Source organism: Pararhizobium capsulatum DSM 1112 (genome assembly GCF_030814475.1).
In the GTDB taxonomy this organism is placed as follows: Bacteria; Pseudomonadota; Alphaproteobacteria; order Rhizobiales; family Rhizobiaceae; genus Pararhizobium; species Pararhizobium capsulatum.
In genome coordinates, this window is the sequence record NZ_JAUSVF010000001.1 from 3,310,788 (window position 1) to 3,335,157 (window position 24,370).

Below are 24,370 nucleotides of genomic sequence, written 5' to 3' on the forward strand. Positions count from 1 at the left end.
AGATCCGAACATGCAGCGTATCGCGCCCGCAGACTGGTATGCCGTCAAGCGTCTCGGCGACGATGTGACCTTCATCAGCGAGCCACATATCAAGGAGTTTTACCGCTGCAACATCTGGCACGTGCGTGGGCGTGACGCGGACATGCTTGTCGATAGCGGCATGGGTGTCGTCTCCCTGCGGCAATGGGTGCCGCTCGTCACCGAACGCCCCCTGACAGCCGTCGCCAGCCACACCCATTTCGACCATATCGGCTGCCACCACGAATTCGAATGCCGCGCCGTGCATGCGGAGGAAGCCGAACTGATGGCAGCGCCGACGCGGCTCAACACGCTTGCCGATCCCTACGTCACCGATGACATCTTCGACAGCCTGCCGCCGGAACCGTATTGCTCGGCCTGCTACGCCGTGAAGAAGGCGCCGGCAACGCGCATCCTTGTCGATGGTGACGTCATCGATTTGGGGGACCGTCATTTCGAGGTGATCCACACGCCCGGCCACTCCCCCGGTGGCATTGCCCTTTACGAGAAGGCGACGCAGATCCTGTTTTCAGGCGATATTCTCTATGACGGCCCGCTGATTGAAGACACCTATCACTCCGATGCCGAAGACTACCTGGCGTCGATGAAGCGTCTGCTCGACTATCCGGTCCGCATCGTCCACGGCGGCCATTTCCCGAGTTTCGATGGCGAGCGGTATCGCCACGTCATCCGCAACTGGATCGAGGAAAAGCAGAAGGCGTTCTAACAGGGACCAACATTTCAACCGGGCTTTCGATCCGGCAAGCCCGCCTTCCATCGATAGGGTCCTGGCAGCAGTGCCACCTTATACCAAGTCTGGATGATAGGAATCATCCGGACTTGGTATTGCGAGCCATTGTCCGCAACATCCCTGCATTACCGTCTTCTAACAAGATATCGCCAACTGCACATTTTGCGGCTACGGTCGAAAACGGGCAGTCGGGGCGGTTGCCGTGCAAGTTACTCTTGTAATCGATACGCCACTGCGGGGCATTCGGAATTGAGAAACATCCCGGTCAATCTCCGCTTCTTCGCCAATGTCGGGCTGTTGCTCTCCGTTCAGGTGTTCGCAAGAGCGCTCAATTTCCTCTACATCCTCTATCTGGCGAAATACGTGGGAGCCGAAGATTTCGGCTATCTCAATTTTGTTCTGTCCGTTGTCATTATTTTCGACGCGCTGGCCGACATCGGCCTGGGGCGATTTCTTCTTCGGGAGGCGTCCGTCGATATCAAGCGCGGGCAGGATTACGCGGCGGCATTCCTGCCGTTCAGGCTGGCAGCAGCAGCGGTTGCAAATCTCGCGGTCGTCCTGCTTTTCCTTGGTTTCGGATTCACAACGCCCGTTCCGCAGCTGGTCCTGGTGACAGGTTGCGGCCTCTATCTCACCGCGCTCGCCTCGGTGCTCGAAGCGCTGCTGCAGAGCCAAAGCCGATTTTCAACGATCGCGCTGGCACACCTGTCGCTCTCCGTCGCGCAGGTGGGTTTTGGCTTGTCGGCTATGGCTTCCGGAGGTGGCGTAATAAGCGTGGCCGCCGTCTTCGTTGCAGCCAATATCGCCTATGTCGCCGTTCTCTATACCGGCCTGCGCAAAGCCGGCATTGCGTTGCGTATGCGCCGCGACCTTGCGCTATGCCTCTCGGTTATTCCGCGGGCGCTCCCCTACGCGCTGGTTTTTGGCCTGTTCATCATTTCAGCGCGCGTGGAACTGATCGTGCTCGGCTGGTTCCATGCCGGCCCGGAACTCGGCGTCTATGGAGTGGCCGCCCGGATGATGGATGCCGCCGTGATCGCGCCGCTTGCCGTTGGGTCGGTACTCGCCCCGCGCTTCATCCAGTTCCACAGGGAAGAGGGTACCCAGCTCGCAGATCTCTATGCCTGGGCCTTCCGCCTCGTCCTGCTCGGCGGGTTTCTGGGAGCAGTCCTGAGCGTGGAATTCGCTGCGCCGATCATGTCGATCTTGCTGTCGCGCAGTTTCGAAGGTGTAGAGAAGCTGATCGTTATTCTGTTTGCCGCCTACCCGTTTGTGGCGATCTACTATCTCAATCTCGCTTTGCTGCTCGGAGCAGGTGAACAGCGGCACACTGTTGCCGTCGTGCTTTCGCTCGTGACGAGCCAATCCTTGCTCGGCCTCTCCATCATCCCCGTCCATGGCGCCACCGGCGCCGCCACCGCATTTTGCCTGTCCTCGATCTGCGCGGCTGTTGTCTCCACCGCCATGATCCGCCGGAAATATGCAAGCAATGCGCCACTTCTGCGCGCGGCGGCCCCTGCCGTTCTCGGCGCCGCTCCCTGTCTATGGCTGACCTTCGAAAACGGGCTGGCGGTCGATATTGCAAGGGATGGACTGGGCCTTCTTCTCTATGCAGCAATCAGCTTGGGATTGATGCGCGTGCTCAAGCTCAGAAACCCGATTTGAGCCGTAGCGTGGCCTCGGAGGGCGGCTCGATCGTGGCAATCGCGGATGTCGTCTCTTGCCGCTGGCGCAGCAGGTTCAACGCCAGCGTGGCGATTGCAGCGAGAACCAGGGAAACCACCAGGGCTGCAATGGCCCAGATCAACCGGCTCGCACCAAGTGGGCGGATAGGCTGGCTCGGGGCGTCGATCGTCTGCACATGCACGATCGTCTCGTGAGCAAGCATATTCTGCCGGTCACTCGCCACTTTTCGATAGGTCTGATAGGCCTGCGTGGCGAGCTCGATATTGCGCTGAATGCGGTTGTTGGATTGCTCCGCGCCAAGCAACACCTGCAACCGGGTGTGCGAGGCCTTGATCGCTGCGCCAACAGCCGCATTTTCCTCGACCATCGCCTTCTTCGTTTCAGAGATCTGGCGATCCAGCTCCTGCACCGTCCTGTGTTCGGGCGTAAAGGAAGCCAGAGCCTTCGCCCGTTCTTCATTGAGCGTATAAAGACGCGAACGCAGTTGCGTCAGTTGCTCGCCAGCACCCGCGATATCGCTTTGACCGGTGGGGGGGGCGGTCGCTGTTTCACCCAGGCCAGCGTCTGTGCGCATTGCCGTCAGCCGGTCGATCCGGTCAATCAGCATCTGCTTTTCCCGCGCCAGATCGGCGATGTCATGGGTTTGGTCAAACGCGCGCGCTTCCGCCTCCGCCTTCTCCAACGCTTCCGCCGCCTGCGTCACCTGATCCGAAAAGAGCACATACTCACTTCTGATGCCGTCCAGCGTTTTGGATTTCTCATTGAAAAGCTCCAGCAATGTGCTCAGAGCAAGTGACGGGATGGCGGGGGTGCGCCACCGCAGGCTCACGACGATGACCTGGGATTGGCGGACGGGAAAGACGCGGATCGAGTTGCTGAGCTGTTCGATCAACGCATCACGTTCGCCGACCGGCTGCACAAGGCCCAGCGTAGCCAACGCATTGCCGACGCCGCGACTGACGGTTTCCAACGTCTGAACGGCAGCGCGCACGATTGGATTTTTCGGCGGCGGGGCACGGAATGTGTCCATGCCGAGACGATCCACCAGTTCGACCACCAGATCGCGCGACGTCAGAAGCTCGATCTGCGACGTTACGGCCTCAACGGCCTGAACCTGCGGACCTGTCGCGGGAACTTCCGCCTGCGACAGCGATACACCCAGCCCCTCCATGTTCACCATCAGCTTGGCGGAGGATTCAAATGTCGGCCGCTTCAGATAAACAGCACCCACCCCCCCGATGAAAAGGACCAGGAAAAAGATCGTGAAAAGACGACGCTGCTGAAGAAGTATGGAATAGGCATCGAATACAGTACGCATGCTCGGCCTCAACGTTAACGCTCTGCGTCCTGAAATCAGTTTATTCGAAAATTCTATTTTAAAAATATCAAAACAACCACAAATCGCATTATATTATATAGCTCACGTGCCGTCACGCTGAGCGGCGGCAATGGCCGGAGGCAGGAAGACCACATCGATATTGCTGTCTCGGGAGAAGTCTATCTCCCACTCAACCAGCGTGTTCTTCTGCTCATCCCAGGCGAAGGTCCTGTAGGAAAGGCGGATGAAAATCTCTGCCAGCTCGATCGGCTTCGCCCCCATCGCCGCCAGCCGCTCCGGGTTGATTTCGCAGCACACCACCGGCATGACCTGTGCCAGAAACGCGCTCGCGCCCTTCAGGACCAGCAGCTCCGCACCTTCCACGTCCAGCTTGACGAGACTGACGTCGGGGCATCCATGCGACCGCCAGACATCATCAAGACGCCGCATCTCCACGCTGGTGACCTCGGTATCGTCGCCATGGGCCGCAAGCGATCCCGAACCGACATCGTGCGGGAGATGCATGTCGACCCGACCTTCTCGATCGCCCAGGGCAAATGCGCAAATACCGATGACGCAACCGGACAGCGCTGCGTTGGCTTGGAGGCTGCTGATATTGTCGGGGATCGGTTCGAAAGCAAAGACCTGCCCGTGCGGGCCTGCCCTTTCTGCCATGCGCAGCGACCACAAGCCCTGGTTGGCACCGATGTCGTAGCAGACAGAGCCGGGACCAACGAAACTGTCGATGGCAAATCGAACCGATGGCTCATACGCTTCGCGAAAAAGGAAGATGCTTGTGCGGATACCGTGATCACCGGATCTGGCGTGAAGCCTCATCCGGCTGGACACATGCACCGGAACAGTGCCGTAGCCGTTCATGCCCCGAAGAATTTTCCAGCGAACAAGCCGCCACAGAAGCAGAGGCAGGGGTATGGTCGGCGCCTGAACCGAGATTTCGCGCAACTGTCGACGATAGTCTCCCAACAAGGCCATCCTCTTTCAACCCGCCGCTTTGTCATTATGCCAAAGCCGCTTGGACGCCAGCCCCCTATAGAAATAGGAGGCATGGCAGATCGCAAAAATCCGATCGGCAGCAAGACGGCGCTCACAGAAGGCAGCGAGCGGCCGATACAGGAAACGACCGGCCAGAGGATGCAGCAGAATGCTCAGCATTTTGGCGAGCAGTGGCCGATGTTCGTAACGATCGGCGTTGATCATGCGCCGGAAGTTGGTCGGGCTTACCTTGGCCAAGGCTTCCGTGGAACGGCCAAGAGCGACCATGCGGCTCAGCGACGACGATAGCGAAACGGGATGAAAATGTTTGGCCCGCGCTTGTGCATTGTAGCGCAGTTCAAAACCCCATTGCGCCAGGCGCAATCCCCACTCGGAATCCTCGCAGAACCGCAACTCTTCGCAAAACCGTTCACCGGTTCGCTCGAGGAAGGCGCGCTTCACGGAAACATTGCAGGTGTAAAGGCAGCCATAGTCCAGCACCTGGCCGTGAACCATCCTGCCATAAGCAAACTGCGTGCCTTCTGTTTCCAGCCAACGCATAAGCGGTGTTGATCCAAGCTCTTCAGACCATTCCACCCGCCCCAAGACTCCGGCACGTTCATCTGGATAGACTTCCCTGTGCCACACAAGATGCTGTTCGAGAAAATCGCGTTCCGGAAAAATGTCGTCGCCCACAAAGACGAGAATGCTCCCCCGCGCCAGCATCATCGCCCGATTTCTGGCCACCGACGGCCCGGCATTGTCGGCCAGCCGGCTGTAAATCAAAGCGAAGGCGCATTGCGTGGCAAAGTCTGTGACCGCCGCCTCGCTGCCATCCGTCGAACCGTCATCCGACACGATGATCTCGTATTGCGCGCTGGCAAGGGTCTGATTGCGGTAGAGATCGAGGGTACGCAGCAGCACGTCCCGCCGGTTATGGGTCGGCATAATCACGGAAATCGTGGGAACAGACATGCTCATGCTCTTCGACACTCGCGCTGAAAACACTTCCGAAGCAGGCATTTGACCGCCGCCACCTCAATTAAAATTAGCTTAGACTCATAAAGCTGTTGTGCAAAATGAAAAGTGCAGGCATTGTAGAAACATTCAGAAACATTGAACAGCGCCTGGATAAACTTTCTCGGAAAGCAACGTACACGTGCTCGTGTGTACGCTCCCAAGAGGCGTGGCCAAATATCAAAATATAGGAATTTCTTAGTCAGCTTTATTCGCAAAAAATCTAACAGTCTCACCAGAGTAACCATCATGGCACCGACGCAGAGTAATTCCGTCACCTTGGGGTTTGTCGCGATCCTTTGCGATATAGTCTATCTGCTTACCGCACTCGTCGTCGCGGATGCGATCGCTCAGATTGCATTCTCGAGCGCGCCTGAAAGCATTCCCCCTGCGTTGAACCTCCTTGTCGTCGGGTGCGCCATCATATGGGCCTATGCGATGGGGCTTTATCGCCTGGAGAGGCTTGTGGCGCGCGAGATGATCGTTCCGCTCCTTGTCGCTTTCACACTCGTTACCCTCTGCGCGATCGTCATCATGTCACTCGCCGGTTTTCGCGAGACGCTGCAGGGACGCTGGCTGAGCGCCCTGCCGCTCGCTTTCACGATGATGTTCATCGGGCGGCTCGCGGCGGCATCGATATTTCACCTTGATGAGGCGGCGGCGGTCAGGGCCAAAGAAAATAGACAGGTGCGCCTAGAAGCACTGCGGGCGAACAATCTTGGCTCTGCCTTCTGCAATGAACGCAGCCTGTTCAGCAACACCGTGAAACGATGCATGGACATCGTGCTCTGCACACTCTTGCTGGCCTTTACCTTACCCGTCACTCTGCTTGCTGCACTGGCAATCCTGATCGAGGATGGCCGTCCGATCTTTTATCGGCAAGAGCGGGTGGGCCGTAACGGCAAGCCGTTTCTCCTCTACAAATTTCGCAGCATGTATGTCTCCGCCGAGGCCGATGGCATTGCACGCTGGGCGCAGGTCCATGATTGCCGCGTCACGATGGTAGGGAAATTTCTACGACGCAGCCGGATTGATGAATTTCCGCAGTTCATAAATGTTTTGCTTGGCGACATGAGCCTTGTTGGCCCCCGCCCGGAGCGCCCAACCATTGCGGCAATGCTGGAAAGCGAGATCCAGAATTACCGCTATCGCTACCGCGTCAAGCCCGGAATAACTGGCTGGGCGCAGGTCAACTATCCCTATGGCGCTTCACTGCAGGATGCCCAGGAAAAGACGAAATACGATTTCTTTTATCTGGAACATGGCAGCATCATTCTCGATACGAGAATCCTGCTTCAGACAGTGCGTGTCATCCTTATGGGCGAAGGCGCCCGCTAACGCCGAGATCTCAGGCGAAGGCGAAAACCGCAACGGCAAGCCAGAAAAGCGCGGACAATCCGAGAACCACGAAAGCACAACGGCGGACCGTCCAGCGCTCCATTGCAGGAGGCATGCCGCCAATGTCGATCGCGTGGTTAGCCGTTTCTTTCATTGCAACTCCAGTCCCATGTTAAGCCCTCAGGTCTTAACGGACCATGAATCTCGTTTGTAAGCGCCACAATCAACACCAGCATGCCGATCGAATCTCTTTGTTACATTGATAACAGCGCTGACGCCTCCTGCGCAAACACGAGGTCTCAGGAGAGATGTTATTTCCACGACATTAGTTCCGGAAAGCGCCGCCCGGGCGACAAATTTTCAATGATTGATGGTGGCATGACTGGCTTACGCGGGCCTGACCGTTTTGAAATCGCCTCGCCGCACCACATCACGCTCAAGGATCAGTGCGAAGGGAAAAAGTACGCCAATGAAGAGGCTGGTCGAGGTAAAGTGGGTATAGGCGGTAATCGTCAGGCCGTTGACGAGGTATGCGAGGCCGCCGAGCCCGACCGCAATCGCTAGATTGCGTGTAAGAGGCTCCGTGGCTCTTAGCGCGGTTACGATCACCAATCGGAAGAAGGCAAGGACCAGAAGGACAGCGCACGAAAACCCGAGAACGCCCATCTCCGCAAGCATCTGGAGATAGGTATTCTCCGCCACCCGAATGTTTTCCACGGCGTCATCTCCAAACTCGAAAAAAGGCCCTATCTCATGCTGCCGGGCCGCTTCGATGTAATATTCCGGAAAATTGCCAATGCCGACGCCATTGATCGGATGATCGGTAAACACAGCGAACGCCGTCTGCCAAAGCTTGAAGCGCAACGTCACGTTATCGACATCCCCGAGACGGTCGCTGATGCCTGCCCCGAGAAACGGCCAGGCTGCGGCTGTCAATAGAACCCCCGCCGCCATCAACATCACAAGAGCGCGTCGCAGCGACCGATAGCTCAGGCCGATTATGACGGAGCAGATAAACAGCGCAAGCAAGGGCCCGCGAGAAAAGGTGAGCGCGGCACCGAGAGCGCAGAGACCACCACCCAATGCATAGAACAGTCGCTGCCAGGAATGAGTGCTCGTCGCCATCCGGATGACAGCATAGGGAAAGATCATCCCGAGACACGTGGCATATTCGATCGGCTGCGTGAAAACGCTGAAGGCGCGATAGGCAAGCGCGGACCCTAGCTCTTCGGCCTTGAAATAAACGACGTCGGTTTGCCCATCGTAGAACTCCAGCAACGGATTGTATCCCAGCACCGACTCCAGCAGTGCGTAGAGCGCGCAGGCGGAGCATGCGGCGAGCAGACAGCGAAATATCCGATCCACATCACGCATATTCGACAATCGGAACAGAAAAACCCAGAGGATCGCGCCGGGGATCACGAAAACCTTGACCCACATGCTGATGCCCTCCGCCGCAGTGCGCTCGTCGATCAGCGAGAGCAGGGCTACAGCGGCAAACAAAAGGAACAACTTTAGGAGAGTTGGCCCGAACGAACCAAGAGACCGGCCCTTTTCGCCCGTCAGCCATGCGAGTATCGACGTCGAGACAATCACCGCAAGCATGGCAGCAGCAACCGGCATTGGCGGAATGGGACCTATCGGCGGCAAACGAGCGTAAAGCGGAAATGCAACCAGAAAAAACACAAAAATGCCCACAGATGCAACCGGAAACTGCAACGAGAGAAACGCAAATGTGCCCCCCGCCAGAAGAGCGACCAACAGCGCCGGTGCCGCAAGAGCGGTGAAGCCGAAAACGGTCAGAAAAACCAAAATGGCGACAAACATGATCGCCGTGAGTGAGCGCCCCATGCGCTGGCGCGACGGGCCTTCAACCCCGGCGATAACAGGGCCTTCATCCCCCTCGCCCATGCAGCTTCACCTCAGTTTGTGGTTTCCTATCCATGTTGCTGCCGAAGTACCATAGGATCCCGCAAGGAAGGCCGCTCCAGCAGGCGTCGGCTCTCTACGACGAACGACATGCCATGCCAGCCGATTGGCAGATAGGGCAGGAAACTGAAATCCCTCATCTCCTCGATAAACTCGAGCAGGGCCAGCCTTTCGCCCGATATCGTATCCTCGGAGGTGCAAAAATAGTCATCGAAGGCTATCACCATGCCGTGCCTGAGGCGGGGGGCGATAAAGCGCAGGACATCGATCGTCGAGCTGTAGAGATCACAATCGATATAAACCAGAGAGAGCTGATCGGGGCGGCCGGGCGCACTCATCGCCGTGGCTTTCAGCGTATCGCCGTAAAAGCCCTTTACGGTCGTGAAATCCCGCTCGGTCATTCCCGCACTTCTGCAAACCGCGCGAAAGTCATCCAAGGACATGCTCATATCGCCTTCCACCCACATGGGATGGGAATCCTCGCTTCCGGCTTGCGGCGGCAATCCCTGAAAGGAATCGAAGGCCCAGAAATGCGCTGAATGTCCGTTCTGACGCGCGGCTTGAAAGGCAAGGCTGAAAGTCATGGCCCCGCAACAGCCGAACTCGGCATAACCGCCGGAAATCCCGTTGAATTGCAGCCCCCGGAAAGCCTTCTGAAAGAACTCACTTCGGCCGCGACGCTCCTGATAGGCACTGTCCCTGCGCCAGGCGTGGATGGCATTTGACCGCAGAATACGCAGCTTGACCGGTACCAGCCTCTTCAACTGCTGTGAAAAGCCCATGAAACGCACCACCATAACAAAAACATACAAAATGTTACGCGCGAAATTATGTACGCGGCCCAATTATTTTACAAAGCCGCGCGTCAGACAACACAAGATAAATCTATACATCGAATAAAATATTGTCAAACAAACTTAGATAAACTATGATGAATGGTAGAATTTCTTATATATACGACAGGAAAATGAAAAGACATAGAAATATACAAATCACGCATACGTGAAGACTTCAGATAAATCATACTTGAAAATTATCTGTATATTTCATATTCATTTAATATAAAATTCTGATCGTCTGATGAGCGGGGAACAGCGGGCGGTGAAACATTCAATAGGTGCTGCATTTTTCCTTTTGAGTCTGATCTTGAGCGCGGGAGATGGTCTTTGCGCCGAGGTTGGCGTCGCGGGTGTGCCCAAGTATATCGGTGCATCCAGAGACTACGAAACCATGTTTGCCCAATTGAGCGCGGCGGGTATCGATATTTTCTTTCCGGTATTCCAGTACCAGGAGGCGCCAGCGCCCGCGACGCTCGGTCACGAGGCGGATTTCGTCCCCCCTTGCGAACGCACCTCTCCCGCATTTGCCGCCCTGCGGCGTCACAAGATACGGCTTGTTGTGCCCGGCGGGCTGATTTATCCAACCTCCGGAGCGTTTCCGAGCATTGAACTCGATCCGCTCAATGCGCTTCTCGCCTGCGCGGGACGCGAAGCAATCTACGGCGTGCTTGGCTTCGACGAACCCGCGCTGAACGGAATAGGCCTCGACGCATCACGCAAGCTGTACGAGCGTGTAAAGGAGATCGATCCATCCCTTCCGGTTCTGATGGTACAATCGCCGATGGTCATCGAGCCCGGAAGGCAGGACAGCGATGCGGCCCGCACCCAATACATGGAGCAGGTGCGCCAGCAGAGTGAGTATGCCGATATCGTCGGTTTCAGCCTCTACGCCATTCCCGCCGCCATCGCCAAGCTCGGCAGCCCCGGACATGGCGACGAGATCGTCGATTATCCCACTGCCATCGACGGTTACATGGGCTGGCTTTCTGATAACCTGCCCGGAAAGCAGACAATGGCGGTGTTGCAATCCTTTGCCTATGCCGACCAGTTCGAGCACGCTTATCTGACCCAGGTCGCGCCCCCGGAAATGATTGCCGAAGCCCGTGATCCGACAAAACAGGAACTGAAGACCATGGCACAGATCAGCATCGATCGCGGCGCGCAGCTGATCATCTGGTATGGCTCCGCCTTTAAAGCAGATCCTGCGAGCCCGTTATGGGACGACGTATTGACGGTGAGCAAGGCGCTGCCGCGTTGACAGATCGACCGGCGAAAAGCCTCACGAGAGTGGAACCGGACGGAAGCGAGGGATAAAATGGTTCAGTCAGGACCGCGACGAAAGCAAGAAAGACAGCAAAGGAGCCTGTTACGACGCTTTGCGACGCTCATTCTGCTTCTCCTCGCAATGGCTGTCCCTCACGGTGGTCTCGCGGCTGCCGAGCCCTACAAACTTGCCGCTGGCGACCAAATCCGCGTGGTCATTCCCGAGGCGCCTGATCTGTCGGGAACCTATGTCCTTGGCGAAGATGGTGGCGCAGCGATACCCATCGGAGCGCCGCTCATACTCGAAGGCATGTCGATTGCGCAGGCGGGAGACGCGATACGCCGCGCGCTGGAAAAAACCCTCGTGAGCCCCACCGTGATGGTCGAGCTTGCACAGCTGCGGCCATTCTTCATCCTCGGTGATGTCAACAATGCCGGCCCCTACCCCGCCCGGTTCCGACTGACGGTAGTGAAGGCCGTCGCGATTGCCGGAGGCTTCAAGGGGCAAAGCGACCCCTATACCGCGACTGTCACCGGTATTCGCGCCTCCGAAACCATGCAGGTCGGCGCCCGGCAGCTCCTGGAAGCCCGTGTCGAATACGCCCGCTTGCAGGCCGAGCTCTCGGGCGCAGAAACCTTCGATGCATCCTCGGTATCGGCGACTGGCGCCAACGCCCAGGATCTTGCGGCGGTCGTCACGCGGGAAACAGACATTTTCGAAACCCGAAAGGTTGGCCTGCAGCGCCAGATCGAGTTTCTGGCCAAGGAAGCGGGTATCCGCAACGATGAAATTGCCGCGCTCACGGCGCGCATCAAGGCAACGGATGCACAGCTCGAGGCATTGAAAACCGAGATCGGCAGCACGGAGGAGCTGGTAAAGAAAGAGCTGATGCTGCGCCAGATGATATTCCAGCTGAGGCGGGAAGAAGGCCAGGTGCTCAGCACCAACCTGCAGACGGCAGTTTTGCTCAACCAGGCCCGCCAGGCCAAGACCCAGCTCGAAATCCAGATGATGAATATTTCTCGAGACCGCAAGCTGGAGGTTCTCGACCGGATCAAGGAAGTCAACGCGACGATCGAGCGACTGGGACGACAACTGTCTGCAGATCGGGCCGTCATTGTCGAGTCAGAATCGAGCACATCTCCGAGGCAACAAAGCGATGTGCTGACCACCTACAGGATCACACGCGAAGACGGCACGGTGCTCGATAACATCAGCAGCGAGACGGAACCAGTGCTGCCCGGAGACGTGGTGGAGGTTCGCCGAAAGCTGGCCGATATGCCTCAGAACTGATGAACCAGAAACGATGAGCAGGTGAGAATGTCTGTCGATCTTCACAAGCAAAAGGCTCCGCTCTCCGGACATGGCTTCCGGTGGGATACATCCCTTGTACCGGTGGCAGCCAGTCAGACACATTTTCACCTTCTCTCGATCGTCAACACCGAGATTTCCCGACGAAATCCCTCCGCTGGAGAAATCATCCGGGTACTGGATGTCGGCTGTGGTGACGGGATGCTGCTGATCTATCTATCAGGAGCGCTGCAGGCATGCTGGCCTTCGCTCACCTTCGAACTCTATGGCTTCGATGTTGGCGATCATGGCCTGCAGGCCCCGAGTTTCTTCCGCAACGCGCTGGCCCGCCTCGATGCCGCCGCCCCTTCCGGCCGATGGCGCGAGAGGCTTGCCTTGATCTCCGAGAACGACCCGTGGCCCTACGAAGCAGGTTTCTTCGATGTCGTCGTTTCGAACCAGGTGCTCGAACATGTGCGAAATCAGACACTGTTCTTCTCGGAACTTGGCCGTGTGCTGCACGACCAGGGCTTTTCCGCGCATCTCTATCCGTCCGGCCACTGCCTGGTCGAGCCGCATCTGCATGTGCCGTTTGCACACTGGATCCGCGATGTTGAGCTCCTCGGCGCGTGGCTTCGGCTCTGGAGCAAGATCGGCTTCTCCAATTACCGAGGCTGGGCGCGGACACGCCGCAACATGAAGCCAGCGCTGGACGATAAGCTCGACACCTATGTTCGCGAACACACCAATTTCCTTGCCCACCTCACAAATTACAAGACACAGGGCGAGATGCACGTCCTTGCCAAGGCAAGCGGCCAAGGCTCGTCCTTCTGCTACACCCCCCACTACTACACTGGCAAATTGCGAAGCATCCTCGGGCGCGAGCAAATAGCCCGCTATCCTGCGGGATCACCCTTCGTGGCGATGCTCTCAAACGTCCTGCTTCGTTATGTCTCGAGCGTCACGCTGCTGACATCAAGCGACCCAAACCGCCAGTCTGCTGAAGTACCCGCAGCAGCCAGCAGCCAGTCATCGCGACAGCGTTCCGCATGAAAGGAGAGGATGCCATGTTGACGCCGCTCCCAGGAAACGCAGCGTTCCCCGTTCCCAATGCCATGAGCGTCGATGTCGAAGACTATTTTCATGCGGCAGCCCTCGGCGCCGCTGCTCCCAGGGATCGCTGGGACACCATGGAATCCCGCGTTGAGGCCAGTACGAACAGGACGCTTGCGCTTTTCGACGAGGCGGGAGTTAAGGCAACGTTCTTCACCCTTGGCTGCGTTGCGGAACAGTTTCCCGGGCTTGTACGAAGCATCTCGGATGCCGGCCACGAAATTGCCAGCCATGGTTATCGACACCACCGCGTCGGAGAACAATCGAAGCCGGAATTTGCAAAGGACGTGAAGGATACGAAAAGCCTGCTCGAAGACATCTGCGGAAAAGCTGTCATCGGCTACCGGGCTCCCAATTTTTCCATCGGCGGCGAAACCTGGTGGGCCTATGAACAGCTCTCGCAGGCGGGATATAGATACAGTTCGAGCGTCAATCCGGTTCCCCACGATCATTATGGCGTGCCATCGGCGCCCCGCCTGCCGTTTCGCCCCGGAGTCGAGGGGATTGTGGAACTGCCGCTGACCAGCCTTCTCGTCGCCGGTCGACGCTTCCACGCTTCGGGAGGTGGGTACTTTCGCCTGATGCCCTACGCGCTCTATTCGCTGATGTTACGGCATATCATCCGCACCGAAAGCCAGCCGGCGCATTTCTACTTCCACCCATGGGAGATCGACCCGGGTCAACCACGACTTTCGGTAAAGGCCCGGTCGCGATTTCGCCACTATGTCAATCTTTCGGCGATGGAAGCGAAACTGCGGCGGCTGCTTGCGGATTTCTCCTGGGCACGGGTGGATGAAGTCTACGCGCGGGAAATCAACACGGACACTGCAAACCGCGTCTGCATCGAATGGAACGCCGCATGACCATCAGAACCGCATATCGCGTTTGAGGAAGGAGACCACCTTGGGGCCGGCACTTTCCGCAGCCCGGATCGGCTTGAAACGGTCATTGAAGACCGTTCTTGGCTTGCCCGGTCTCTTTCTTGGCCGCAAGGAGCCGTGCCTGCGCGTGCTCTTCTATCACCGGATAAATCCCTACCCTTCCGAAGGGCTCGGTCCGGTCTCCCGCGAAATCACCGTTCGTCCCGAAGAGTTTGCGTGGCAGATGGAATACCTCGCCGGGCATGGCTTCCACGTGGTGAACTTCGAGGAGTTCGAGGAGCTGCGTGCAAAACGCAAACAGCTGCAACAGAATTGCGTTCTTATCACCTTTGACGATGGCTACGAGGACAACCTGCTCTATGCCGCACCTGTCTTGAAAAAGCATGGCTTTCCAGCCCTTGTTTTCGTCGTTGCCGATTTCATCGGCAAGCAGAGCGCGGATATTCTCCCCTATGCTGACGAGAGGCAGTATGGCCGGTTTCTCTCGCAGGAGCAGATAGGCGAACTGATGACAGTCGGCATCGACATAGGGTCGCATACCCTCAGTCATCCGCTCCTGACGTCCCTTGATGCTGCACGTCTCCAGCAGGAGATCACGGGTTCGCGCGAGCGCCTTGAGCAGATGTTCGGCACCGCCGTGAAGAGCTTTGCCTATCCGGGCGGAGATTTCGACCAACGCGTCGAGCAAAGCGTCGCCCGGGCGGGATATTCGGCCGCCTTCACGACGCTCACGGGGGCGACCCCGATTGATGAACCCATGACAACGCTCAGCCGCACGGAAGTCTCTGCAAGCGACAGCAAGCTTGTCTTCAGAATGAAACTGCGTGGCAGCCTCGATTGGCTGGCCGTCAAGGACAGAGGGCCAATTCGCCGACTGCTTGCGGCATCGAACCGTATCCTCATGCCACTGGCAAAGGGGACATCATGATCCCGCACGCCCCTTCTCCTTCTCAGGGCCACAAGCTTCGGATCGCGCAGGTCGTGACGCGCATGGATATCGGCGGCGTGCCGGACCATGTGATGACGCTCGTTCAGGGATTGAGCAACCATGCCGAGGTCACCGTGATCGGAAGTTCGATCGATCCCCAGCACGAGCGAGCGCTCACCAACCTTGGAGTTCCATTCTTACCTGTTCCCATGGAACGGTCCCTCTCACCCCTTTCCGACATCAGGAGCTTCGGGAAGCTGCGCAAGGCGCTGCGCGATGGCGCTTTCGATATTGTTCATACCCATATGTCCAAGGCAGCCATGTTGGGTGGATTGGCGTCCGCGACAAGCGGCATTCCGGTGACCATCAACACGGCCCACAATCTCGGCTTTCTCGCCTTGTCGAACCCGGCAGCAAGGGGCCTTTTCTGGATTTACGATCGTTTGCTCTTCGCCCTGACGACCGACGCCGTGATAACCGTTTCCGGGAGGGTGCGGGATGGGATCATACGAAGCGGAATAGCACCGGGCGACAAGGTCGTTTCAATCCACAACGGCATCGAGGCCGGACGGTTTCCGACCGACCGGGATCGCGCATCCGCAATCCGTCACACGTTCGGTATCGAGGATAGCCACCCGCTGATTGTCACGGTCGCGCGGCTTGTCTGGTTCAAGGGGTTGCATGACCTCATCGACGCGGCCGCACTCGTGCTGGAGAAAGAGCCCAACGCACGTTTCCTGATCGTTGGATCAGGTCCCCAGCTTGATGAACTCAGGGCAAAAACCGTAGCGCTTGGTATCGCCGACCGGGTCATCTTTGCGGGGGAGCGACGCGATGTGCCGGACATCCTCTCTGCCGCCGACATTTTTGCGCTGACATCCGTTTCCGAAGGCCTGCCGATTTCCATACTCGAAGCAATGGCCGCGGGTTTGCCCGTGGTTGCAACGGATGTCGGCGGAATTTCGGAACTCGTCGCAGAAGGCGAGACCGGCTTTCTCGTGCCAGCGCGGGAACCACGAGAGATCGCCAACCGAATACTGCGACTGACCGCGGACGCGGGGCTGCGCCAATCATTCGGCACGGCCGGCAGGGACAGGGTGACCAAAGCCTTCTCGCCAGAACAGATGGTGACGCAGACAACTCGTCTCTACCATCAACTACTTGCCGCCAAGGCCGCCGGGCGGGAGCCTCGCTATGCTGAATGAGCTACCGCGAGACGGCGTTGTCCAGCCCTATCGCCTGGGAACGGACGACCCCGATGTGCTGCGCCTTCGCGCCGCCGTATGGGGCAAGGATCACCCACACACGGACGAGCGTTTCTTCGAATGGTTGCTGCGCCGCAATCCGGTCGAGGCCGGATCGGGTTCGTTGATCCGGCAGGCAGGTCAAGTTGTTGCTTTTGCAGGTCTTAGCCCGCGTATGTTGCTGATGAACGGAACGCCGCTTCGGACAGCCCATGGTCTTGACCTGATGGTCGATCCCGATCTTGGCGGAATGCTGTCAGGGCGATACGGATTCAAGGTTAGCGATGCTTGGGCCCGCCAAGCCCGAGAGGCCGGTTTTGCCTTTGGCGTTGTCTTTCCCAACGTGAACTCCTTTCGCCTTCTGACATCAGGGCGGTTGAAGTGGCAAGTGGTGCTCGAGCCGCATCTGCGGGCACGGCCGCTGCGCGGCTTTGCTTCAAAGGAGACCATTCTCGCACGTATCCCCGCCTGGATGACACATGTGTCTACGACCACGCTGGTTGCCGGTCTCGATGTCCTGCAGTCGCTCAAAAGAAATCCGAAAGGCCGTGCCATCGATCTCGGCCAGGCGGATGAAAGGCTGGATGCGCTATGGCAACGAGCAGCCGGTCATATCCAGACCGGCTTCGTGCGCGACCAGGCCTATGTAAACTGGCGATATTTCGCACATCCTCTTTATAAATACAGAGTCCATGCCTGGGAGGTGGACGGGCGGTTGACAGCCTTCCTCGTCACCACGACCCGTGAGATCCTCGGGCTGAAATCCCTTTTGATCGTCGATGCCTTGAGCGAAGACGGCAATCCCGCCGCCCTTTCTGCCCTGATCCGCCATGCATCCCACAAGGGCGCGCGGGAGGGGATGGAACTTTGTGTCGCGCAATCCTGCCAGGGCAATCTCCTGGATCGCGCACTCGCCAAAAGCGGCTTCTTCGCAGTGCCGCAAAAATACAATCCCAAGCGCTTCTTCCTTGCCGGCCTCGTACTGTCACCGGAAGCCGAGGGGGCGCTTAAAACGGGGGGCTGGCATTTCACCTGGGGGGACATGGATGTCGTCTGAAGCGATCGATCCCGACAATACTTCCTCGCCTCTGGTCCGCATCGATTACCGCGCGCGGTATCACGACCTGCTGCGCGATCACCTGCCCGAAAAATTCCGCCCCTTCGCCCCCTTCTTTGCCAACACACGTCGGCTCGAAACGATGGCCGGCATGTTGCAGCGAAATTTCGGCGGAACCGGCAAGGCCGTCCTGAACGCCGGATGTGGGCCTTTTGCGAGTGAAATATTCGTCGGCGCCCTCCAGCACCAGCAGATCGAGGCCTTTGACTACACCCCGGAATTTGCCGCCTTCTTCAATATTTTCCGGCAGGAAGGCCTGCTTGCCGACGTCCGTTTCTTTCACGCCGATGCCATGACCGTGAGTTACCCGAACGCTCGATTCAACCTGCTTGTCATGCACGATCTCCTCTACGAAACCGCGCTTGACCTGGAAACCATGCTGGCCCGCTATATCCCCTTCGTTGCTCCGGGTGGGCTTGTCTATTTCGACTTCATGAATGCACGCCTGCGCACGCTTTGGCGGCTGCTCGGCAAGGAGAAGCAATATCGCCGATATGATCCTGACGAGGTGCGCAGCTTGCTCGCGCGCCACGGATTGACGGTGCTCGAATGGCAAGCAGTTCGCTCCGGCTCCAAGGGACCATCTGCCGGTTTCCATGCTCTGCTGCGAGCCTTGGGAACGGCCAATGCATTTGCCGTCATGGCGCGTATCGAGCCGGAGGCATCCTGATGGCCCGAGCCTCGATCATTATTCCCAATTGGAACGGCGCACATCTTCTGCCGGCATGCCTGGAGGGATTGCGCAGCCAGACATTTCGCGACTTCACCATCCTTCTCGTCGACAATGGCTCTGCTGATGGCTCCGTGGAGCTGCTGGCATCGCGCTTTCCCGAAGTCCGTGTGTTGCGTCACACGGAAAATCTTGGATTTTCCGCCGCGATCAACACCGGCATCGCCGCCGGTGACACCGACTATGTCGTGGCTTTGAACAACGATACCGAGATCGATCCCGGCTGGCTCGCAGCCCTGGTCGAGACAATGGACCGCCATCCCGACGTCGGGCTTGCAACGTCTAAGATCCTCGATTTCCGCAATCGCAGCATCATCGACACCGTTGGAGACGGATATTCGCTGAGCGGCCTTTCCTTCAAGATCGGCTCTCGCTGCAAAGACGACGGGCTGGACCACGAGCCATTCGATGTCTTCGGAGCCTCGGCCTGCGCTGCCATCTACCGACGCAGCATGCTGGACCATATCGGCGTCTTCGATGTCAATTTCTTTGCATACATGGAAGATGTCGATCTCAGTATCCGTGCTCGACTGGCCGGATATCGCTGCCTTTCCGTTCCCGCCGCCAAGATCTATCATATGGGCAGCGCCTCCACGGGAGGAACGGCCAGCGCCTTCTCCGTCCGGTTGACGACACGCAATATTCTGGCGATCATCATCAAGGATATACCGCTGGCGTTGCTGCCGCAGGTTCTGGTGAAAACGACCGTCCTGCAGTTGGGGGCGCTCTTCCAATGCCTGTTCATGAAACGCCATCCCTGGCTGCGCAGAAACCTCAAAGCCTATGCACAGGGCCTGGGCGAAGCCATCGGCTACATGCCGGTCATGATCCGGCAACGCCGTGAAGTGCAGAAGCAGAGGCGAATTTCAACAGGAGATTTCAAACGGTTGATCTCGGACAGCGAGCGGCTGAGACGGCACTATGTCAGTCGCCCCATTCCGGCCTCGGCATCAGCTTCATGACGCAATTCGCAAGGCATTCGACATGACCATAGACCCTGCCCTGAAAGATGCATCATCTCGCAAGCTGCGCGTGCTCTTCATTCTCCCCCACCCTATCGAGGGACCGTCGAGCCGCTTCCGCGTCTACCAGTTTCTGCCATTCCTGAAGGAACACGGTATCGAGGCCACCCTGTCTCCCCTTCTTTCTTCCGCCCTTGCTCCCCTGATCTACGAGAAGGGCAAGACATTTCGGAAAGTTCTATTGACCTTCTACGGCGGCCTCCGACGCATCTACGACGTGCTGCGATCTCCGCGCTATGACGTCGTCTATGTGCTGCGGGAGGCCTTTCCCTTCGGTCCGCCCTGGCTTGAAAGGCTCATGGCCGCCGGCTCGGGTCGTATGATTTTTGACTACGACGACGCGATCTATGTTTCTTCCACCGCCTACGACAACCCGCTCGACCGGTTTCGCGATTTCTCCAAGACCGAAAAGCTGATCCGGATGGCAGACCATGTTTCAGCCGGAAGCCGCTATCTCGCAGCCTTCGCTGCAAGACACAAACACACGCCTGGCACGATCTCCGTGGTGCCGACCGTGGTCGGTACGGCCGATTTCCGGCCTGCCCCGCCCGGGAACGACGACCATTTCACCATCGGCTGGATCGGAACGCCGCGGGGGACAGCCTACCTGCGCTCCCTGCGTGACGCGATGACCATGGTGTCGCAAGCACTGCCCAAGGCGCGGTTCGTTTTTGTCGGGGCCGAACCGTTCGAATGTGGCTCCGTCCCGGTGGAATTCAGGAAATGGCGGCTTGAACAGGAAGTTGCCGATATCCAGTCCTTCGACGTCGGCATCATGCCCCTGTTCGATGATGAGGAAGCCCGCGGCAAGTGCGGGTTCAAGCTCATCGCCTATATGGCCGCCGGCTTGCCGGTTGTCTGCAGTCCGGTCGGCGCCAACACCGACATCGTCGTCGAGGGTATCAGCGGCTTTTTCGCAGAGACAGCGGAAGAGTGGGCGCGGGCGCTCATCAGGCTTGGCGAAGACAAGGAACTGCGTCAGAACTTTGCGAAAAATGGCCGAAAACGGGTCGAGGAAAGCTTCTCGCTTGCCGTCGTTGCGCCCAAGGTACTGAGTATTCTGCGCGGCGCGTCTTCAGAAAAAGCCGTTTCAGCCGTGTTGATGACGGAAGGACCTGAGCTTTGAGCGATCATCATCATTCCAATACCGACCGCTGGAAACATGACGGCATCCGCGTCATCAAGGGCGACCAGCTCGATCCCAATACTGCCCAGACCCCCGGCATGTTCCGCCAGGCGGCCATCAATCACGCCCGCGTCGGTGCCCAGAAGATATGGGCCGGCACCGTCGCAATCGAGCCCAATGCGAAGACCGGTGTGCATCATCATGGCGCGCTGGAAAGCGTGATTTTCGTCATCCGTGGCAAGGCGCGGATGCGCTGGGGCGATCGGCTGGAATATGTGGCAGAGGCCGGCCCCGGCGATTTCATCTTCGTGCCGCCCTATGTGCCGCATCAGGAAATCAACGCCGATCCGGACAACGTGCTGGAATGCGTTCTTGTCCGTTCGGACAATGAGGCCGTTGTCGTCAACATAAGGGATGTGGACCCGGTCGAAGCCCCGGAAGAAGTCTATTGGGTGGACCCCATTCACAAGAAGCCGGATTGACCGGCTTCTCCACCTCGTTTGTAAACGTCGATCTCGTCGCAGCGAAATGGACGTTCGATCAATCGATCTGCGTTCGGATCGCGAACTTGCGCTTTTCGAGTTCGGGGAAATATTCCACGACATCGAAATAGGACTCTGGCGCAAAGACGCCGGGTTTCCGTGGCTTCGCCAGAATGAGCTGGGCAGCAATCGATGCGTTCATCGAGGTGCAGGCGTCGATGTAGGAACCGTAGAGCGGATCAGGTGAAACGGTGACTTCAACGCGCACAGTGCGCGCCACGCCATCCTTCCGGCCGCGGCCGATGGCGAAATGGATCTCGTAACTGTCCTGCTGGGGGATTTTCTCGGCGTTCTTGCGGACGTTGCGCTCGATGACCTTGTTGAGCACATCGAGCGGCTTGACGCTGACGCCGCCGATCTCGACCGGCTCGGCAAAATCGCCGAAGCCGGCCTTGACCAGACCGACCCAGGCCTCGTGCTCGCGATGCGGCAGATGCAGCTTCCATGAAAATTCGTTGATGCCCTTTTCGCGGATGCCGTCAGCCAGCGGCACCGTCAGCTGCTCGGAATGCGGAGAATGCATGAATTCGCAACGCCCCCAGGGTTCCGGCAGGTCGAGGAATTCGCGGCCACTCATCGGCGGGCATTCGACGTGGCGGCCATCGTAGAACTGCGTGCTGGGATTAGCATATTCGGCAAGCACGGTGGAGACGCTATAGGGCGGCACCAGCACGGGGTTTTCATCGCCGGTCAGCTCGGCTGCCCAGTAGAGATTGATGCTGTCGATCTCGTCCAGTTCTTCGGCGACCGCACGGCAGATGACATTGGACATGCCGGGATCGGCACCCACGCCGATGACGGCGGTCACGCCAGCTGCTTGAAAACGCTCGTGCTCGGCGAGTTGCTTGACGGTGAAGGTGCCGAGACCACCGAGATCGACATAGGCAACCTTTGCCGCAAGGGCGGCTTCGAAGATCGCCATCTGGAAACCGAGCAGGGTCGGTACGCAGTTGATGCAGATATCGGCGCCGGAAATCGCAGTCGACAGGGCCGATGGATCGGTGACATTCAGCGACACGATCTCAATGCGCGGATCGCCGAGTTCTGAGGCCAGCGCCTCCATCTTTTCGCGCGAGGCATCGCAGAGGCGGATTTTCGTGATGTTGACGATCGCGCGGTCGGAAACGAGATCGCGAACGATACCGGCGCCCATGAAACCCGCGCCGCCAAGAAGGGTGATGATCATGATGTTTTTCCTGTTCTTCTGTTCTATCCGGCTTCACACATGCTTGCGCCCGTCCGCGTCGTAGAACCAGTCGTCGGGATAGGGATACCACCAGTCCTGAACGACCGGCTTGTGATCGATGATCACCATTTTCGAGCGGCGGAATGTGTCGAGCCCGAGGCGGGACAGCTCCCGGCCCAGCCCCGATTTCTTCCAGCCGCCGAAGGGCAGCGCATCGTTGTCGATCAGTGGATTGTTGATCCAGACCATGCCGGCTTCCAGCCTTTCGGCCGCCTCCATCGCCTCTTCGAGCGAGGTCGTGAAGATGGAGGCGCCAAGGCCGAACTCGCTGTCGTTCGCGCGTTCGATCGCCTCGTCGAAATCCCTGACCCGCATGACGGCTGCGACCGGACCGAAGCACTCCTCGCGCAGGATCGCCATGTCGGGCGTGCAGCCGGTGAGGATGGTGGGCTCGTAAAACCACCCCTGCGGCTCCGATTCCGGTATCTTGCCGCCGAGCACGACCGTCGCGCCCTTGGCTTTGGCGTCCTCAACGAGACGGATGACCTTGTCGCGCGCAGCCTTGCTGACGAGCGGGCCGATTTCCGCCTTGGTCAACCCGTTGCCGATACGCAGCCTGCGGGCCTCTGTAGCAAAACGCGCGATGAAATCGTCATGCACGGCATCGACCACAAAGAAGCGTTCCGCCGATGTGCAGACCTGGCCGGACATATGGAAGGCCGCCGTGACCGCACCGGCCGCGGCGACATCGAGCGGCGCATGGGCGGTGACAACAAGCGGATCGCTGCCACCTGCCTCGATGACGGCGGGCTTCATCTGCGCGGCAGCCGCCATCGCAACGGCGCGACCGGCAGCAACCGAGCCGGTGAAGGCGACGGCATGAGTCTTCTCGGAGGCGATAAGTGCAGAAGCAAGCTCGGCTCCACCCGGCAGGCAGGCGATGAGACCTTCCGGCAAAGCTTCAAACACGGACATGAATTCGAGTGTCGACAGCGTGGTGGCCGGCGCCGGCTTGATGATGCAGCCATTGCCCGAAGCCAGCGACGCCGCCACGGTCCAGCACATCAGCAGGATCGGAAAATTGAAGGGCATGATGTGGACGCTGATGCCCAGCGCATCATAGCGCGCGTGCTGGAAGGAGCCCGCCTGCGTCGTACCGGCCACCTTGCCGCCATCGTCCCGCGCCATCTCTGCAAAATAGCGAAAAGCACCAGCACAATTGGCGACCTCGCCGATCGCTTCGGGATAGGGTTTTCCCATCTCCCGCGACATCAGCTCGGCGCAGCGGCGCATGTCCGTCGCCTCGATCCGGTTGGCGATCCGGTGCAGCATAGTGGCGCGGCTCTTGGCATCGAGCTTGCGCCATTTCCGCTGGGCGGTCGTTGCCGCATCGAGCGTCGCCTCCATCTCCGCCGACGTGGTATCAGCGATGGTTCCGACGGTCGCAAGCGTTGCCGGATCGATCACTTGATGACGCTCGCCGCCCGCCGGAACGTAAGTCGGATGCCGGTAGAATACGGGTTCGGCTGAGTTGAACATGGGAATTTTCCTTGGCGTTATGCTAATGGATCGGTTGCCTGCCCGCTTCTCTCACGCGGAATGAGAGGGACTCGGGATCATGTGGCACATCCCTTCTCCCCGCCTGCGGGGAGAAGGTGGCCGACGGGCCGGATGAGAGGCCTCCAGTCAGCGGATCATGTAAACCTTCTTCACTGTCTCGTGGACGGTGCATTCGCCCTGCCAGTCCTGCGGGAAGAAGGCGGCAGTATCCGGCGTGATCTCGATGACTTCGCCGCTTTCGTGGACATAGGTGCAGCGCCCCTCGAGGAAGTGGCAGAACTCGTCGCGTGTGACGTGGCAGAACCATTTGCCGGGCGTGCAGATCCACAGGCCGCATTCGGACTCGCCGTTCGGCCCCTTGTAGATCAGCTTGCCGGATGTACGGCTTTCGCCCTCGATCATGGTGGGAATGATGCCCCAGTCCTTCAGATCGGCCTCATCAAGCGGTTTGCGCATCAGCGGTGTCGCGGTCATGGTG

Annotated in this window: 23 protein-coding genes; 14 read left to right on the forward strand and 9 right to left on the reverse strand. The window is 58.5% G+C overall.

What is annotated here, in order from left to right:
- The first annotated feature begins 10 nt into the window (after nt 1-10).
- Together QO002_RS16020 and QO002_RS16025 are read left to right on the forward strand one after the other, a co-directional pair.
- Nucleotides 11-745 (forward strand): MBL fold metallo-hydrolase, encoded by a 735-nt coding sequence (locus tag QO002_RS16020; RefSeq protein WP_307231408.1) that lies wholly within the window; start codon nt 11-13, stop codon nt 743-745.
- A 273-nt stretch (nt 746-1,018) separates the two neighbouring features.
- On the forward strand, nt 1,019-2,434 hold the full coding sequence (locus QO002_RS16025; protein ID WP_307231410.1) for an oligosaccharide flippase family protein: 1,416 nt from the start codon (nt 1,019-1,021) through the stop codon (nt 2,432-2,434).
- Here the strand turns inward: QO002_RS16025 and QO002_RS16030 are convergent.
- From QO002_RS16030 to QO002_RS16040, 3 genes are all read right to left on the reverse strand, one after another.
- The gene (locus QO002_RS16030; RefSeq protein WP_307231412.1) at nt 2,418-3,773 is read right to left on the reverse strand and encodes a GumC family protein; all 1,356 of its coding nucleotides are present in this window, start codon (nt 3,771-3,773) and stop codon (nt 2,418-2,420) included. The genes QO002_RS16025 and QO002_RS16030 overlap by 17 nt on opposite strands.
- Nucleotides 3,774-3,875: 102 nt before the next feature.
- Entirely contained in the window at nt 3,876-4,757 is an 882-nt protein-coding gene (locus tag QO002_RS16035; protein WP_307231416.1) for an FkbM family methyltransferase, read from the reverse strand.
- A gap of 15 nt (nt 4,758-4,772) precedes the next feature.
- Nucleotides 4,773-5,741 (reverse strand): glycosyltransferase family 2 protein, encoded by a 969-nt coding sequence (locus QO002_RS16040; RefSeq protein ID WP_307231419.1) that lies wholly within the window; start codon nt 5,739-5,741, stop codon nt 4,773-4,775.
- 141 nt (nt 5,742-5,882) lie between these two features.
- Here QO002_RS16040 and QO002_RS16045 point away from each other — a divergent pair, with 141 nt between their 5' ends.
- Nucleotides 5,883-7,121, forward strand: coding sequence for an exopolysaccharide biosynthesis polyprenyl glycosylphosphotransferase (locus QO002_RS16045; RefSeq protein WP_307231421.1), 1,239 nt, complete (start codon nt 5,883-5,885; stop codon nt 7,119-7,121).
- Nucleotides 7,122-7,131: 10 nt separating this feature from the next.
- Here the strand turns inward: QO002_RS16045 and QO002_RS16050 are convergent, their stop codons facing one another.
- The 3 genes from QO002_RS16050 to QO002_RS16060 form a co-directional block, all read right to left on the reverse strand.
- Complete coding sequence (locus QO002_RS16050; protein WP_307231423.1) at nt 7,132-7,275, reverse strand: hypothetical protein; 144 nt, start codon at nt 7,273-7,275, stop codon at nt 7,132-7,134.
- A gap of 233 nt (nt 7,276-7,508) precedes the next feature.
- Entirely contained in the window at nt 7,509-9,032 is a 1,524-nt protein-coding gene (locus QO002_RS16055) for an O-antigen ligase family protein (protein ID WP_307231425.1), read from the reverse strand.
- A gap of 26 nt (nt 9,033-9,058) precedes the next feature.
- On the reverse strand, nt 9,059-9,895 hold the full coding sequence (locus QO002_RS16060; protein ID WP_307231427.1) for a TylF/MycF/NovP-related O-methyltransferase: 837 nt from the start codon (nt 9,893-9,895) through the stop codon (nt 9,059-9,061).
- Nucleotides 9,896-10,196: 301 nt separating this feature from the next.
- Here QO002_RS16060 and QO002_RS16065 point away from each other — a divergent pair, with 301 nt between their 5' ends.
- The 11 genes from QO002_RS16065 to QO002_RS16115 all read left to right on the forward strand — a co-directional run bounded on the left by QO002_RS16065 (nt 10,197) and on the right by QO002_RS16115 (nt 21,086).
- Complete coding sequence (locus QO002_RS16065) at nt 10,197-11,147, forward strand: hypothetical protein (RefSeq protein ID WP_307231429.1); 951 nt, start codon at nt 10,197-10,199, stop codon at nt 11,145-11,147.
- 147 nt (nt 11,148-11,294) lie between these two features.
- Nucleotides 11,295-12,446, forward strand: a complete 1,152-nt coding sequence (locus QO002_RS16070) for a polysaccharide biosynthesis/export family protein (protein ID WP_307231431.1) — start codon at nt 11,295-11,297, stop codon at nt 12,444-12,446.
- Nucleotides 12,447-12,473: 27 nt separating this feature from the next.
- Entirely contained in the window at nt 12,474-13,496 is a 1,023-nt protein-coding gene (locus tag QO002_RS16075) for a class I SAM-dependent methyltransferase (RefSeq protein ID WP_307231433.1), read from the forward strand.
- Nucleotides 13,497-13,510: 14 nt separating this feature from the next.
- The gene (locus QO002_RS16080; protein ID WP_307231435.1) at nt 13,511-14,419 is read left to right on the forward strand and encodes an XrtA system polysaccharide deacetylase; all 909 of its coding nucleotides are present in this window, start codon (nt 13,511-13,513) and stop codon (nt 14,417-14,419) included.
- Between the two features lie 40 nt (nt 14,420-14,459).
- The gene (locus QO002_RS16085; RefSeq protein ID WP_307231436.1) at nt 14,460-15,365 is read left to right on the forward strand and encodes a polysaccharide deacetylase family protein; all 906 of its coding nucleotides are present in this window, start codon (nt 14,460-14,462) and stop codon (nt 15,363-15,365) included.
- Nucleotides 15,362-16,570, forward strand: a complete 1,209-nt coding sequence (locus tag QO002_RS16090) for a glycosyltransferase family 4 protein (protein WP_307231438.1) — start codon at nt 15,362-15,364, stop codon at nt 16,568-16,570. The genes QO002_RS16085 and QO002_RS16090 overlap by 4 nt, the downstream gene beginning before the upstream one ends.
- A complete protein-coding gene (locus QO002_RS16095) occupies nt 16,560-17,666 on the forward strand; it encodes a hypothetical protein (RefSeq protein WP_307231439.1) in 1,107 nt (368 codons plus the stop codon). Before QO002_RS16090 ends, QO002_RS16095 begins: the two co-directional genes overlap by 11 nt.
- The gene (locus tag QO002_RS16100) at nt 17,656-18,396 is read left to right on the forward strand and encodes a class I SAM-dependent methyltransferase (protein ID WP_307231441.1); all 741 of its coding nucleotides are present in this window, start codon (nt 17,656-17,658) and stop codon (nt 18,394-18,396) included. The genes QO002_RS16095 and QO002_RS16100 overlap by 11 nt, the downstream gene beginning before the upstream one ends.
- Complete coding sequence (locus QO002_RS16105) at nt 18,396-19,418, forward strand: glycosyltransferase family 2 protein (protein ID WP_307231443.1); 1,023 nt, start codon at nt 18,396-18,398, stop codon at nt 19,416-19,418. Before QO002_RS16100 ends, QO002_RS16105 begins: the two co-directional genes overlap by 1 nt.
- A gap of 22 nt (nt 19,419-19,440) precedes the next feature.
- Entirely contained in the window at nt 19,441-20,604 is a 1,164-nt protein-coding gene (locus QO002_RS16110; RefSeq protein WP_307231444.1) for a glycosyltransferase family 4 protein, read from the forward strand.
- Nucleotides 20,601-21,086, forward strand: a complete 486-nt coding sequence (locus QO002_RS16115; protein ID WP_307231446.1) for a cupin domain-containing protein — start codon at nt 20,601-20,603, stop codon at nt 21,084-21,086. Before QO002_RS16110 ends, QO002_RS16115 begins: the two co-directional genes overlap by 4 nt.
- Nucleotides 21,087-21,144: 58 nt before the next feature.
- Here the strand turns inward: QO002_RS16115 and QO002_RS16120 are convergent, their stop codons facing one another.
- The 3 genes from QO002_RS16120 to QO002_RS16130 form a co-directional block, all read right to left on the reverse strand.
- The gene (locus QO002_RS16120) at nt 21,145-22,332 is read right to left on the reverse strand and encodes a saccharopine dehydrogenase family protein (RefSeq protein WP_307231448.1); all 1,188 of its coding nucleotides are present in this window, start codon (nt 22,330-22,332) and stop codon (nt 21,145-21,147) included.
- A 33-nt stretch (nt 22,333-22,365) separates the two neighbouring features.
- Nucleotides 22,366-23,871, reverse strand: a complete 1,506-nt coding sequence (locus QO002_RS16125; protein WP_307231450.1) for an aldehyde dehydrogenase family protein — start codon at nt 23,869-23,871, stop codon at nt 22,366-22,368.
- A 147-nt stretch (nt 23,872-24,018) separates the two neighbouring features.
- Entirely contained in the window at nt 24,019-24,366 is a 348-nt protein-coding gene (locus tag QO002_RS16130) for a cupin domain-containing protein (RefSeq protein ID WP_307231452.1), read from the reverse strand.
- Between the last annotated feature and the right edge of the window lie 4 nt (nt 24,367-24,370).

Excerpts from the sequence above, each read along its gene's own strand:
- QO002_RS16080 (WP_307231435.1), top strand. The coding sequence starts at position 13,511 with ATGTTGACGCCGCTCCCAGGAAACGCAGCGTTCCCCGTTCCCAATGCC.
- QO002_RS16075 (WP_307231433.1), top strand. The coding sequence starts at position 12,474 with ATGTCTGTCGATCTTCACAAGCAAAAGGCTCCGCTCTCCGGACATGGC.
- QO002_RS16105 (WP_307231443.1), top strand. The coding sequence starts at position 18,396 with ATGGCCCGAGCCTCGATCATTATTCCCAATTGGAACGGCGCACATCTT.
- QO002_RS16040 (WP_307231419.1), bottom strand. The coding sequence starts at position 5,741 with ATGTCTGTTCCCACGATTTCCGTGATTATGCCGACCCATAACCGGCGG.
- QO002_RS16030 (WP_307231412.1), bottom strand. The coding sequence starts at position 3,773 with ATGCGTACTGTATTCGATGCCTATTCCATACTTCTTCAGCAGCGTCGT.
- QO002_RS16095 (WP_307231439.1), top strand. The coding sequence starts at position 16,560 with ATGCTGAATGAGCTACCGCGAGACGGCGTTGTCCAGCCCTATCGCCTG.
- QO002_RS16020 (WP_307231408.1), top strand. The coding sequence starts at position 11 with ATGCAGCGTATCGCGCCCGCAGACTGGTATGCCGTCAAGCGTCTCGGC.
- QO002_RS16070 (WP_307231431.1), top strand. The coding sequence starts at position 11,295 with ATGGCTGTCCCTCACGGTGGTCTCGCGGCTGCCGAGCCCTACAAACTT.
- QO002_RS16110 (WP_307231444.1), top strand. The coding sequence starts at position 19,441 with ATGACCATAGACCCTGCCCTGAAAGATGCATCATCTCGCAAGCTGCGC.
- QO002_RS16055 (WP_307231425.1), bottom strand. The coding sequence starts at position 9,032 with ATGGGCGAGGGGGATGAAGGCCCTGTTATCGCCGGGGTTGAAGGCCCG.
- QO002_RS16125 (WP_307231450.1), bottom strand. The coding sequence starts at position 23,871 with ATGTTCAACTCAGCCGAACCCGTATTCTACCGGCATCCGACTTACGTT.
- QO002_RS16120 (WP_307231448.1), bottom strand. The coding sequence starts at position 22,332 with ATGATCATCACCCTTCTTGGCGGCGCGGGTTTCATGGGCGCCGGTATC.
- QO002_RS16090 (WP_307231438.1), top strand. The coding sequence starts at position 15,362 with ATGATCCCGCACGCCCCTTCTCCTTCTCAGGGCCACAAGCTTCGGATC.
- QO002_RS16050 (WP_307231423.1), bottom strand. The coding sequence starts at position 7,275 with ATGAAAGAAACGGCTAACCACGCGATCGACATTGGCGGCATGCCTCCT.
- QO002_RS16100 (WP_307231441.1), top strand. The coding sequence starts at position 17,656 with ATGTCGTCTGAAGCGATCGATCCCGACAATACTTCCTCGCCTCTGGTC.
- QO002_RS16130 (WP_307231452.1), bottom strand. The coding sequence starts at position 24,366 with ATGACCGCGACACCGCTGATGCGCAAACCGCTTGATGAGGCCGATCTG.